The following is a 12953-nucleotide window of genomic DNA, read 5'->3' as shown; positions in this document are numbered from 1 at the left end:
GGGGCGCGTCAGAAGCTTTCGCGCAGCCAGCGGCCGAGCCGGGCAAAGGTGCCGGTCGACCGTCCCGAGGCCTCGAAGAGGGCCGCGGGGGCGAGCTGCGGGTAGATCAGCAGGCCGATGACGGCGCTGAACGCCGCCCCCCGCGCTGCGATGGGCAGGCCCTTCACACCGAGCGGGCGCCCCATCCGCACCGGTCGGCCAAACACGTGCCGTGCGACGTCGGTCAGCCCGGTGAGCTGGCTTCCGCCGCCGGTCATGACGATCCGCCGCCCAATTCGCCCGGAGAAGCCGGACGCCACCAACCGGTCGCGGATCATTTCCAAGATCTCGTCCACACGGGGACGGATGATGGTGTTGAGGGTCAGCCGGGGGATTTGGATCGGCGACAGGCCGTCCTCCTCGCCGACCGGGTGGATGGTGAGCATGGCTCGCTCGTCGATCCCGGAGGCGACGGCCGAGCCGTGCAGGGTCTTGAGCCGCTCCGCCTCTTCCAGGCGGATCGACAGGCCCTGCGCGATGTCCATGGTGACGTGGTGCCCGCCGATCGCGATCGCATCGACATGGACGAGGTTGCCGTCCGCGAAGATCGCGATGGAGGAGGTACCGCCGCCGATGTCGACGCACACGGCGCCGAGTTCGCCCTCGTCGTCGACCAGCGAGGCGAGCGCCGAGGCGTACGGCGTCGCGACCATCGCGTCGACGTCGAGGTGGCAGCGGTTGATGAGGAGCGCGAGGTTGTCCTGCGCCGAACGGTCGGACGTGACGAGGTTCACATCCACGCCCAGCGTGTCGCCGACCATCCCGCGGGGATCACGGATCCCGTCCTGTCCGTCCAGGGAATAGCCGATGGGGAGGGCGTGCAAGGCGATGCGTCCGTCTGGAATCTGGTGGCGCCCCGAGGCGGCGAGCACCCGTCGGATGTCCGCCTCTCGAACCGCGCCTGTATCGAGGTCCACCTTGGCGCCGAAGCTCTCAGAAGAGAGTCGCCCCGAGGTCTGAGCCACGATAAGCGATTCGACTGTCAGACCAGCCATTTGCTCTGCGGCATCCACCGCTCTGCGAATAGCGTGCTCCGCTTTGTCCAGATTTACGATCGCGCCGGACTTCACACCGCGCGATTGCTGGTACCCATAGCCGATCACCTCGATCGCGTGCGTGCGACCGGTCAAGAGATCTTCCTCCGGCGCCGGCTTCAACTTGGCGATGAGGCAGGCGACCTTGGTCGAACCGACGTCGAGGACGCACACCGTCGACCCGCGCCCGGCGGGCACGTGGCAGCGGCTCTGGTCGACGCGGCGGGGCATGTCGATCACGTTCATTGCATCGCCTCCCGGATCGCCGCGGCGAGCGGATCGTCCTCGCGCCTGGCCTCGGCGATCGCGGCGGCGAGGAGGTCGGCCGGCTCCTCGAAGCGGTGCTCCTCCTCGGGCGCGATGTAGAGTTCGTTGGCGTCCTTCGGGTCGAGTTCGATCACCGTGCGATCGGCGAGGCGCATGTCGACGATGACGGGCTCCATGGTGATGGCGCCCTTCATCTCGAGGTCGGCCAGCCGGTCGAGCGCGGCGGACGGGTCGATTTCCGGAAGCATCACGGTGGCGCCGGTGTCGAGCACGAGGTCCCAGCGGCGCTCGCCGACGAGCACCGCGGCCTGCGTGCGGATCTGATAGAGCGGGTTGGCGTCGAGCAGCGCGACCGCGTCCTCGGCGAGCGCGTTGGCGCCCTGCCCGGCGATCAGCGGCAGGTCGAGGAACTCGCGGGCCACCGTGTCGGACAGGACCGTGCCGTCGCGGGCGATCAGCTTCACACCCGTCTCGGTGCGCCAGCGGGCGTACGGCTCGGCTTCTTCGATCTCGAGCTGCACGGTCCCCGGAAGCACCTTGCGCACCGAGGCCCGCTCCACCCACGGCAGCCGCTCGACCCGCTCGCGCAGACCCTCGGCGTCGACGGTGAAGATGCTGGCACCCGGCGCCAGGCTCGCGGTGGCGACGATGGAGCTGATCGAGGTCTTGTTCTGCCCGTTCAGCTCCAGCCCCCGCACCTCGAACCCGCTGGCACGGCCGACCGCGTCGATCGCGTGGCTGGGGTCCTGCGAATAGGCGAGGCCCGCACCGCAGGAGCCGACCAGCACGGCCGCGGTGAGAAGCCGCGTCGGCCAGGGCCCCGCCAGACGGGGATTGATCGCGCGCGGTGTCACCGCAGGCATGACGCATCCTCCACCATCGAAGCGACCAGCGCCTCGAAGCTCATCCCCGCATGGGCGGCCATTTCAGGAACCAAGCTAGTTTCCGTCATTCCAGGCTGAGTATTGACTTCGAGGCACACGAGTTCGTCTCTGTCCGGATCGTACCGAAAGTCTGCACGAGAGACTCCGCGGCACCCCAAGGCCCGATGAGCCAACAGAGTGAACTTTTGTATATCCTGGTAAATATTTGGTTTAATTCGGGCCGGCAAAATGTGCTCTGACCCGCCTGGACTGTACTTGGCGTCGTAGCCGTAGAAGCTTTCGCTCACAGGCACCACGTCGATGATATCCGAGGCCTTATCGCCGATGACGGCGCACGTCAGCTCGCGCCCGGCGACGTACTGCTCGGCCATCACCTCGTCGCCGTAGGCCCAGGTGGACGCGGTTAATTCCGCCGGCGGCCGATTGGCCCCTTCCGGCACGATGACGATGCCGAACGAGGACCCTTCGTTGACCGGCTTCACCACGTATGGCGGCTTGAGGACGTGGCGCTGCGCCGCCTCGAATCGGTTGGTGACGACATGCACGGCGACGGGGATGCCGGCGCGCGCCATCACCGCCTTGGCGCGGTCTTTGTTGAGCGCCAGGGCCGAGGCGAGCACACCGGAGTGGGTGTAGGGAATCTTGTGGAATTCCAGGATCCCCTGGACCACGCCGTCCTCGCCCATCGGCCCGTGCAGCGCATTGAAGGCGACGTCCGGCTGAAGCGCCAGCAGCCGCTCGACGAGGTCGAGGCCGACGTCGAGCCGCGTCACCCGGTAGCCGGCGCGCTCCAGCCCCGCCGCGCAGGCATTGCCGGACTTGAGACTCACCGGCCGCTCGGCCGACAGGCCGCCCATGAGGACCGCGACGTGCGTCATGCCGCCTCTCCCTTGCCCATGAAGGCGGGGACCGCGTCACCGGCGGGCACGCCGATTCGCTTGATCTCCCATTCGAGGGTGATACCCGCCGTCTCCCGCACACGGCCGCGCACGGTCTCGCCGAGCCGCTCCAGGTCGTCCGCTGTCGCCTCGCCGAGGTTGAGCATGAAGTTGGCATGGAGCTCCGACATCTGCGCCCCGCCGACGGTGAGCCCGCGGCAGCCGGCCTTGTCGACAAGCTGCCAGGCCTTCTCGCCGGGCGGGTTCTTGAAGGTCGAGCCGCCGGTGCGGGACTTCACCGGCTGCGTCTCTTCGCGGCGAGCGGTGATTCCCTCCATCTCGGCGAGGATCGCCTCGCGGTCGCCGGGCGTGCCTTGGAACGTCGCCTCGGTGAAGACGAAGTCCGCCGGCAGCGACGAATGGCGGTAGGCGAAGCCGAAATCGGCGTTGGTCAGCACGTGGACGACGCCCGCCCGGTCGACCGCGCGTGCGGCGACGAGCACGTCCTTGGTCTCGGTCCCGTAGGCGCCGGCGTTCATCCGCAGCGCGCCCCCCAGCGCACCGGGGATGCCGCGGTAGAAGGCGAGACCCGCGATCGCCGCGTCCGCCGCCGCGCGCGCCAGCCTCACGTCCGGCAGCGCGGTGCCGGCGGTGATCCGCGTACCGGCGACGTCCACCCGGCCGAAGCCGCGCGCCGAGAGGCGAATCACCACCCCCGGCACGCCGCCGTCGCGGACCAGCGTATTGGAGGCGAGGCCCAGCACGTGGACCGGCACGTCCCGCGGCAGCACCTCGAGGAAGGCGGCGAGGTCGGCCTCGTCGGCGGGGCTGAAGAGAAGCTGCGCCGGACCGCCGACGCGGAACCACGTCACGTCCGCCAGATCGCGGTTCGGCTCCATGCGGCCGCGAATTCCGGCGTCGGCGAACAGCGGGGTCAGATCGGGCAGGCTCACGCGGCGAGCTCCTTGGGAAGCGCCGCCGCCCACTGCGTGATCGAACCGGCGCCGAGACAGACGACCATGTCGCCCGGTTCGGCCCGCTGGCGAATGAGCCCGGCGAGCGCCGCCTGATCCGGCAGCGCCAGTGCGTCGCGGTGCCCGCGCGCGGCGAGGCCGGCGATCAACCCGTCCCGGTCGGCCCCCTCGATGGGCGCTTCGCCGGCGGCGTAGACGTCCGCGACGATGACGACGTCGGCGTCGTTGAAGGCGACGCAGAAGTCGTCGAACAGCGAGTGGAGGCGCGAATAGCGGTGCGGCTGCACCACGGCGATGACCTTGCCCGACGCCGCCTGCCGCGCCGCCGCCAGCACCGCGCGGATCTCGACCGGGTGGTGGCCGTAGTCGTCGTAGATCGCGACGCCGTTCCAGTCGCCGACGTGGGTGAAGCGCCGCTTGACGCCGCGGAACCCGTCGAGCCCGCGGCGAATGTCCTCCGCGTCGATCCCGAGCCGGTCGGCGACCGCGACGGCCGCGGCCGCGTTGGCGACGTTGTGGATCCCCGGCATCGGCAGCGACAGGCCCTCGATCAGCCCCACCCCGCCGGTCACACGGTCGGTGATCCTGACGTCGAACACGGTGCGCGGGCCGGGCCGCACGTTCATGAAGCGCACGTCCGCCTGCGGGTTCTGCCCGTAGGTGATGATGCGCCGGTCCTCGATGCGGCCGACCATCGCCTGCACTTCCGGATGGTCGATGCACATCACCGCGAAACCGTAGAACGGCACGTTCTCGACGAACTGGCGGAAGGCGGCGCGCACGCCGTCGAAGTCGCCGTAGTGGTCGAGGTGCTCGGGGTCGATGTTGGTGACGATGGCGATGTCGGCCGGGAGCTTGACGAAAGTGCCGTCGCTCTCGTCCGCCTCGGCGACCAGCCAGTCCCCCGCGCCGAGCCGCGCGTTGGTGCCGTAGGCGTTGATGATGCCGCCGTTGATGACCGTCGGGTCGAGCCCGCCCGCTTCCAGGAGGGTCGCCACCAGCGAGGTCGTCGTCGTCTTGCCGTGGGTGCCGCCGACGGCGATCGCCTGCTTCAGGCGCATCAGCTCGGCCAGCATCTCCGCCCGGCGCACCACCGGCAGGAGCCGCGCGCGGGCGGCCATCAGCTCCGGATTGTCGCGCTTCACCGCCGAGGAGACGACGACGACCGTCGCCTCGCCGAGGTTCTCCGCCGCATGGCCGATGGAGACCGGGATCCCCTTCTCGCGCAGGCGCAGCACGTTGGCGCTCTCGGCGATGTCCGAGCCCTGGACGCGGTAGCCGAGGTTCAGCAGCACCTCGGCGATGCCCGACATGCCGATGCCGCCGATGCCCACGAAATGGACCGGCCCGATGGCGGTGGTCATCTTCAGCGGGGCGATCATGGCGTGTCTCCTGCGGCGATGCGCTCGGCGAGGTCGGCGAGGCGCTCGGCGGCGTCGGGCCTGGCGAGCCCGGTCGCGCCGGCGGCCATGCCGGCGAGACGCGCCGGGTCGGTCATGAGCGAGGTCAGTTCGGCGGCGAGCACTTCCGGCGTCATCGCCTTCTGGTCCAGCCGCCGGGCCCCACCGAGCGCGGCCAACGCGTCGGCGTTGTGGGCCTGGTCCTGGTCGAGCGCGCCCGGAAGCGGCACCAGCAGGCCGGGGCGGCCGATGATCGAAAGCTCCGCCACCGTCGACGCGCCGGAGCGCGACACGACGAGGTGCGCCGCGGCGATGCGCGCCGGCAGATCCTTGAAGAAAGGCGCCAGCTCGAAGCCCTCCAGCAGCGGCGCATAGGCGGCGCGCACGCGGTCCATGTCCTCCGGCCGGCACTGCTGCACGATGCGAAGGCGCGCCCGCTGCTCCTGCGAAAGGAGCGCGATCGCGGGGGGCACGAGATCGGCGAAGACCCGCGCGCCCTGGCTGCCGCCGAAGACGAGCAGGCGGAACGAGTCGGCCGGCGCTTCGTAGGGCGCGGCGGCGGCAACCACCGCTTCACGCACCGGGATGCCGACATGCGTTTCCGACAGCGCGCCCTGGATGCCGCGCACCTCGGGAAAGCTGGTCGCGACGTGGGCGTGGCGGGCGAGACTCTTGTTGGCGCGGCCGATCACCGCGTTCGCCTCGTGCACCACCAGCGGCACCTTCAGCGCCCGCGCCGCCGACAGCGGCGGCAGCGTCGGATAGCCGCCGAAGCCGACCGCCACGTCCGGCCGGAAGCCGCGCACGATCCGCATGGAGCGCATGAACCCGGCACCGTTGGCGACCGCCATCCGGGCGAGCGCGACCGGGTTCTTGCCCGTCAGCGTCGCGGAGGGGACGAAATGCACGCGCTCGGCGGGGAAGGTGTCGACCAGCGCCTCGGCGCGGGCGTCGGTGACGAGCACGACCTTGTGGCCGCGGCGCGTCAGGACGAGCGCCAACGCCTCGGCCGGGAAGAGGTGTCCACCGGTCCCGCCGGCCGCGAGCATCATCCTCACGCGAACGCCTCGGTGATCCGGCGCGATTCGGTGAAGCGCACGCGGCCCGGACGGCGACGGGAGAGCGCCAGCGCAAACCCCATGCCGATGGCGACCGCCGTCAGCGACGAGCCGCCGTAGGACACGAACGGCAAGGTCATGCCCTTGGCCGGCATCAGTTGCAGGTTCACCGCCATGTTGATGAACGCCTGACCGCCGAACAGCAGGATGAGCCCCGACAGCGCGAGGCGCACGAACTCGTCCTCCTCGCGGAAGGCGCGGGACAGGCCCTTGAGCACGATGGCGGCGAACAGCGCGACGATGACGAGGCACATCGCGATGCCGAACTCCTCCGCCGTGACGGCGAAGACGAAGTCGGTGTGGCTGTCCGGCAGCGAGCGCTTGACGATGCCTTCACCCGGCCCGGCGCCGAACCAACCGCCGCGCAGGAAGCTCTCGATCGATCGGTCGACCTGGTAGTTGTCGGCGGTGTCCGGGTTGAGGAACGAGTTCACGCGGTTGGTGACGTGCGGCAGGTAGAGATAGGCCGACACGATGCCGCCGACGCCCGACAGGCCGAGCGCGAACACCCAGCGCCACTGGAGGCCGGCGAGGAAGATCATCGCACTCCAGGTGATCGAGATCAGCATAGCCTGGCCGAAGTCCGGCTGCGCCACCAGCGGCGCGATGACGACGGCCAGCAGGAAGACCGCCAGGAGCCGCCCCGGCAGGTCCGGCCGCCGCGCGCCCTCCGACAGGAGGAACGCGGTGATCACCACGAAGGCCGGCTTGATGAACTCGGCCGGCTGCATCGTGAGGCCGCCGAAGCCGATCCACCGCCGCGCCCCCTTCACCTCGACGCCGATGAAGAGGGTGAGGATGATCATCACCAGCGCGCCGGCGAACAGGATCAGCGAGGCGCGGCGCACCTGACGCGGCGTGAAGAACGACACGGCGATCAGCGTGATGACCGCCGGCACCGCGAACACGAAGTGGCGGATGACGAAGTGATAGGTGCCGTAGCCGTTGCGCTCGGCCACCGGCGGCGACGCGGCGAAGGACAGCACCAGGCCGACCGAGATCAGCGCCAGCAGCGAGAACAGGAGCGTCTTGTCGATCGTCCACCACCAACGGGCGAACGCGGTGGTTTCGGCTCTGCTCACCATCAGGCCGTCTCCTTCGACAGTCGGGCCGCCACGAGGTCCCGGAACACGTCGCCGCGGTGCTCGAACGAGCGGAACTGGTCGAACGAGGCGCAGGCCGGCGACAACAAGACGACGCCGCCTTTGCCGGCCGCGGCGCGCGCGGCGACGTCGAGCGCGGTCGCCAGCGTGTGGCAGCGCACCGTCGGAACGTGGTGGCGCAGCTGCCGCTCGAAGAGCTCGGTGGATTCGCCGATGAGGTAGGCATTGGCGATCCGCGGCGCGAACGAAACAAGGCTCTCGACGCCCCCCTCCTTGGCGACGCCGCCGACGATCCAGTGGATGTTCTCGAACGCGGCGAGCGCCTGCGCCGACGACATCGCGTTGGTCGCCTTCGAATCGTTGACGAAGATCACCTCGCCCGCGCGGCCGACCTCTTCCATGCGGTGCGGCAGGCCGGGGAAGGTCGCGAGGTGCCGCGCCGCCTCCGCCGGATCGAAGCCGAGTGCGGCGGCCATTGCCAGCGCCGCGGCGGCGTTCTGCGCATTGTGCCGGCCGCGCAGAGAGGCGATGCCGGCGAGCGAGCCGACCTCCCGCCGCGCCCCGGCCTCGACCGCGAAGAGCCGCTCGCCCACCGCGCCCACGCCCGACGGGGCGAGGCGGCGCAGCTCGCCCTCGTGGGAGAGGAGGCCGACGCGGCGCACCGGCTTGCCGCCGGCGGCGAATTCCTCGGCGATGCGGGCGGTGGTGCGATCGTCCGTGCCGACGACGGCCTGCCGGCTGGCCGCGATCAGGCGCCCCTTGATGGCGGCGTAGTTCTCGAACGTTCCGTGCCGGTCGATGTGGTCGGGCGACAGGTTGAGGAGCGCGCCGACGTCCGGCGTCAGGCTCGGCGCCAGGTCGATCTGGTAGGACGAGCACTCGACGACGGCGATGCCGGGGACCGCGTCGAGGTCGAGCACCGGGCGGCCGATGTTGCCGCCGACCTGCGCCGCCTCGCCCATCGCCGTCAGCAGGTGGCCGAGGAGCGCCGTCGTCGTCGACTTGCCGTTGGTGCCGGTGATCGCCGCGAGGCGCAGGTCCGGGTGGCGCGCCCGCCGCTCGCCGTCGAACAGCTCGATGTCGCCCACCACGGGGATCTGCGCCGCGTGCGCCCGCTCCACCGTCCAGTGCGGCGCCGGGTGCGTCAACGGCACGCCGGGGGACAGCACCAGCGCATCGAAGCCGGAGAAATCGGCGACGCGCAGATCGCCGGTCGGCAGGCCCACGGCTTCGGCGGCGGCCATCTTCTCGCGCTTGTCGTCGCAGGCGATCACGGCCGCGCCGCCGGCGGCCAGCGCCTGCGCCGTCGCCAGCCCCGACCCGCCGAGGCCGAACACGGCGACCCGCTTGCCCTCGTATGTGGTGACGGGGATCATCTCAGCTTCAACGTCGACAGGCCGATCAGCGCCAGGACGAAGGCGATGATCCAGAAGCGGATCACGACCTGCGGCTCCGTCCAGCCGAGCTGCTCGAAGTGGTGGTGGATCGGCGCCATCTTGAAGACGCGCTTGCCCGTCAGCTTGAACGAGGCGACCTGGATGATGACCGACACCGCCTCCAGCACGAAGAGGCCGCCGATGATGGCGAGCACGATCTCGTGCTTGGTGGCGACCGCGATGGCGCCGATCATGCCGCCCAGCGCCAGCGAGCCGGTGTCGCCCATGAAGATCGCCGCCGGCGGCGCGTTGAACCACAGGAAGCCGAGCCCGGCGCCGATCACCGCCCCCGCGACCACCGCGATCTCGCCGACGCCGACCACGTTGTGGATCTGAAGGTAGTCGGCGAACACCGCGTTACCGGAGAGGTAGGCGATGACGCCGAACGAGCCGGCCGCGATCATCACCGGGACGATGGCGAGCCCGTCGAGCCCGTCGGTCAGGTTCACCGCGTTGCCGGAGCCGACGATGACGAACGCCGCGAACACCGGGAAGAACACGCCTAGGTTGAGGATCAGGCCCTTGAAGAAGGGGAAGGTGAGCGCCGATTCCAGCGCCGGCGTCTCGAGGTACATCATGATCGTCGCGGCGCTGCCGGCGATCAGGAACTCGATGGCGAGGCGCACCTTGCCGGAGAAGCCTTTGTGCGACGCCTTCGAGACCTTGAGGTAGTCGTCGTAGAAGCCGATCGCGCCGAAGCCGAGCGTGACGTAGAGGATCACCCAGACATATTTGTTCGCCAGATCCGCCCACAGCAGCGTCGAGATGACGAGGCCGCACAGGATCATCAGCCCGCCCATCGTCGGCGTGCCGCGCTTCGTCAGGAGATGGCTCGCCGGCCCGTCCTCGCGGATGGGCTGGCCCTTGCCCTGGCGGAGCCTGAGCGCGCGGATCATCCGCGGCCCGAAGATGAACGTGACGACGAGGCTCGTCACCAGCGCCCCGCCGGTGCGGAACGTGATGTAGCGAAACACGTTCAGCGGCGGGATCTGGTCGGAGAGATTGGAAAGAAGCTCAAACATCGGTCAGCCCGTAGCGTTCTTCGATCGCTTCGACGACAGCCCCCAGACCGATGGCCTTCGAGCCTTTCACCAGCAGCGCATCGCCCGGTTCGACCTCCGGCAGCTGGTCCACCAGCTCGCGCGCGGTGGCGGCGTGGATGCCGCGCAGGTCGTAGGGCAGTGCGTCGCGCAAATGTTTTGTCATCTCTCCAACTGTGTGGATGATTCTCACGTCGGCATCGACCAGTAGTGGCGCCAGTCCACGGTGAAGGTCCTCGGCCGTCGGCCCCAGCTCGCGCATGTCGCCCAGGATGGCGATGCGGCGTTTCGCCGGCACCCGGCCGAGCGTCGCGATCGCCGCGCCGACGGACGAGGGGTTGGCGTTGAACCAGTCGTCGAGCAGCACCGCCTCGCCGCCGGCCGGCCGCAGGCGCACGCGCCGTCCCCTGCCCTTCGGCGCCGACCATGCCTCGAGCGCCTCCGCGCCTGCGGCGACGTCCCAGCCCGCCACGGACAGCGCCGCCAGCACCGCCAGCGCGTTGTTGGCGACATGCGGCGCGGGATCCGACAGCACGAAGTAAATCGTCTCGCCGAAGACGTCGGCGACGGCATTGCCCTCGGCGTCCAGCGAGGTCAGCGTCACGTCGCCGCCGGCGCCGAAGCGCACCACCTCGGCGCCCGCCGCGCTCGCGGCCTCGGCCATTCGCTCGGTGTGCGCGTTGTCCGCCGGGATGATGGCGACGCCGCCGTCTTCGAGGCCGCTGAAGATCTCGGCCTTGGCATCGGCGATCGCGGCGACGCTGTCGAAGAATTCCAGATGGACCGCGGCGACCTGGGTGATGATCGCGATCGTCGGGCGCACCATCCGGGTCAACGGCGTGATCTCGCCGGCGTGGTTCATGCCGATCTCGAAGATCGCGGCGTCGACGTCGCCGGGCATCCGCGCCAGGCTCAGCGGCACGCCCCAGTGATTGTTGTAAGAGGCGGCGGAGGCGTGCACGGGGCCGCCGCTGGCGAAGGCGAGCCGCAGCATCTCCTTGGTGCCCGTCTTGCCGACCGATCCGGTGACGGCCACCACCGGCGTCCCCCCTGCGAGCCGCCCGCGCGCCGCGACGCCGACCCGCCCGAGCGCGGCCAGCACGTCGTCGACCCGCACGCACGGGGCGGCCTCGCCGTGCGAGATCACCGCCGCGGCGGCACCGGCGCCGAGCGCCGCGGGCACGAATTGGTGGGCGTCCATCGTCACGCCGACGATGGCGAAGAAGGCTTCGCCCGGTTGCAGGGTACGGGTATCGATGGAGATGCCCGTCACGTCGGTGTCGCGCGGTGCGCCGGAGAGGCTGCCCTGCGCGGCGTCGGCCAGTTCGCCGAGGGTCCAGATGGCTGTCATAGCGCCGCTATAGCCGCCCTGACGGCGGAATGGTCGCTGAACGGGATCACCCGATCGCCGACATATTGTCCCTGCTCGTGGCCCTTGCCGGCCACCACGAGGGCGTCGCCTTCGCCGAGCATCGCCACTGCCGCGGCGATCGCCTCGCCCCGGTCCGCGATCTCGATCGCATCGGGCACCCCGGAGCGGACCGCCGCACGAATGGCGGCGGGATCCTCGCTCCGGGGATTGTCGTCGGTCACGATCACGACGTCGGCGATCGCCGCCGCCGCCTTCCCCATCAGGGGTCGCTTTCCGGGGTCACGGTCCCCGCCCGCTCCGACGACAATGACAAGTCTGCCCGACACATCCGAACGTAGCGCGGTGAGCGCGGCGGTGATTGCGTCAGGCTTGTGGGCGTAGTCGACGAAGACCGGCGCCCCGTTGGCACGGCCGACGAGTTCCAGCCGCCCCGGCGCGCCCTTCAGGTGCGCCAGCGCCGCCACCGCCTCGGCCTCCGGCACGCCGGAGACGATGGCGAGGCCCGCCGCGACCAGCGCGTTGTCGATCTGGAACTCGCCGATCAGCGGCAGGTCGACCTCGTGCCGCGCCATGCCCTGGAGGACGAGGTGCGCCCCCGTCCCGGTGCGCGTCGCCGTCACCAGTGTGAGGCCGGACCCGTGTCGACCCACCGTGTACGCTTCGGCCGCGACGGCGAGCACCGCGTCCGCCCCCGGCGCGTCCGGGTTGACGACGGTCATGGTGGCGTCGGGCTGCAGCGTCTCGAACAGGCGCAGCTTGGCCGCGAGGTAGGCCTCGGGCGTGGCGTGATAGTCGAGATGGTCGCGGCCGATGTTGGTGAAGGCGGACGCGGTCAGCCGCGCCCCGTCGAGCCGGCGCTGGTCGATGCCGTGGCTCGAGGCCTCCAGCGCGACGTGCGTCACCCCGTCGTGCGCCAGCGCGGCGAGGCGGCCGGCGAGCGCGACCGGATCGGGCGTGGTCAACCCTCCCGGCACGTCCACCGCGCCGCGAATTCCGATCGTGCCGATGGAGACCGCCTTGTGGCCCGCGCGAGCGAAGATCTGCCGTGTGAACTCGGCGACCGAGGTCTTGCCCGCCGTACCCGTGACGGCGACGACGACGTCCGGCTGCGGCCCCGCCAGGGTCGCGGCCATCACCGCCAAACGGCGGCGCGGATCGGCATCGCGCAGCACCGGCACGTCGCCGGCCGCCCCGGCCGGCACCTCGGCCTCCGCCGCGACCAGAACGGCGACCGCCCCCGCCGCGACCGCATCGGCGATGAAGGCCGTCCCGTCGAGCCGTGCGCCCTTGAGCGCCGCGAACAGCACGCCGGGGCCGACGCGGCGCGAATCCGCCGTCACGCCGACGATGTCGAGCGCGGGGTCGGCTCCGATCAGGTCCGGCGCGAGGTCGCCGAGCCGCATGGCAT

Annotated in this window: 11 protein-coding genes; all 11 read right to left on the bottom strand. The window is 70.6% G+C overall.

Annotated features, from left to right (window positions below; genetic code table 11):
* Positions 1-8: 8 nt before the first annotated feature.
* The 11 genes from ftsA to MRB58_RS17415 are packed head-to-tail and all read right to left on the bottom strand — an operon-like array spanning position 9 to position 12948.
* Entirely contained in the window at positions 9-1319 is a 1311-nt protein-coding gene (gene ftsA, locus MRB58_RS17465) for a cell division protein FtsA (RefSeq protein WP_244778378.1), read from the bottom strand.
* Entirely contained in the window at positions 1316-2203 is an 888-nt protein-coding gene (locus tag MRB58_RS17460) for a cell division protein FtsQ/DivIB (RefSeq protein ID WP_244778377.1), read from the bottom strand. Before MRB58_RS17460 ends, ftsA begins: the two co-directional genes overlap by 4 nt.
* Entirely contained in the window at positions 2191-3102 is a 912-nt protein-coding gene (locus MRB58_RS17455) for a D-alanine--D-alanine ligase (protein ID WP_244778376.1), read from the bottom strand. The genes MRB58_RS17460 and MRB58_RS17455 overlap by 13 nt, the downstream gene beginning before the upstream one ends.
* Entirely contained in the window at positions 3099-4055 is a 957-nt protein-coding gene (gene murB, locus MRB58_RS17450) for a UDP-N-acetylmuramate dehydrogenase (RefSeq protein ID WP_244778375.1), read from the bottom strand. The genes MRB58_RS17455 and murB overlap by 4 nt, the downstream gene beginning before the upstream one ends.
* Entirely contained in the window at positions 4052-5446 is a 1395-nt protein-coding gene (gene murC / locus MRB58_RS17445) for a UDP-N-acetylmuramate--L-alanine ligase (protein WP_244782031.1), read from the bottom strand. The genes murB and murC overlap by 4 nt, the downstream gene beginning before the upstream one ends.
* An 8-nt stretch (positions 5447-5454) precedes the next feature.
* The gene (murG, locus tag MRB58_RS17440) at positions 5455-6528 is read right to left on the bottom strand and encodes an undecaprenyldiphospho-muramoylpentapeptide beta-N-acetylglucosaminyltransferase (RefSeq protein WP_244782030.1); all 1074 of its coding nucleotides are present in this window, start codon (positions 6526-6528) and stop codon (positions 5455-5457) included.
* A 2-nt stretch (positions 6529-6530) separates the two neighbouring features.
* The gene (ftsW, locus tag MRB58_RS17435) at positions 6531-7679 is read right to left on the bottom strand and encodes a putative lipid II flippase FtsW (protein ID WP_244778374.1); all 1149 of its coding nucleotides are present in this window, start codon (positions 7677-7679) and stop codon (positions 6531-6533) included.
* Positions 7679-9073: a UDP-N-acetylmuramoyl-L-alanine--D-glutamate ligase gene (murD, locus tag MRB58_RS17430; protein ID WP_244778373.1), complete on the bottom strand. Its 1395-nt coding sequence runs from the start codon at positions 9071-9073 to the stop codon at positions 7679-7681. The genes ftsW and murD overlap by 1 nt, the downstream gene beginning before the upstream one ends.
* A complete protein-coding gene (gene mraY, locus MRB58_RS17425; RefSeq protein ID WP_244778372.1) occupies positions 9070-10155 on the bottom strand; it encodes a phospho-N-acetylmuramoyl-pentapeptide-transferase in 1086 nt (361 codons plus the stop codon). Before mraY ends, murD begins: the two co-directional genes overlap by 4 nt.
* Positions 10148-11524 (bottom strand): UDP-N-acetylmuramoyl-tripeptide--D-alanyl-D-alanine ligase, encoded by a 1377-nt coding sequence (gene murF, locus MRB58_RS17420; protein WP_244778371.1) that lies wholly within the window; start codon positions 11522-11524, stop codon positions 10148-10150. Before murF ends, mraY begins: the two co-directional genes overlap by 8 nt.
* On the bottom strand, positions 11521-12948 hold the full coding sequence (locus MRB58_RS17415) for a UDP-N-acetylmuramoyl-L-alanyl-D-glutamate--2,6-diaminopimelate ligase (protein WP_244778370.1): 1428 nt from the start codon (positions 12946-12948) through the stop codon (positions 11521-11523). Before MRB58_RS17415 ends, murF begins: the two co-directional genes overlap by 4 nt.
* Positions 12949-12953: the final 5 nt, after the last annotated feature.

It is taken from the genome of Acuticoccus sp. I52.16.1 (assembly GCF_022865125.1).
GTDB lineage: Bacteria > Pseudomonadota > Alphaproteobacteria > Rhizobiales > Amorphaceae > Acuticoccus.
This window is presented reverse-complemented; position numbering and strand designations above follow the sequence as displayed.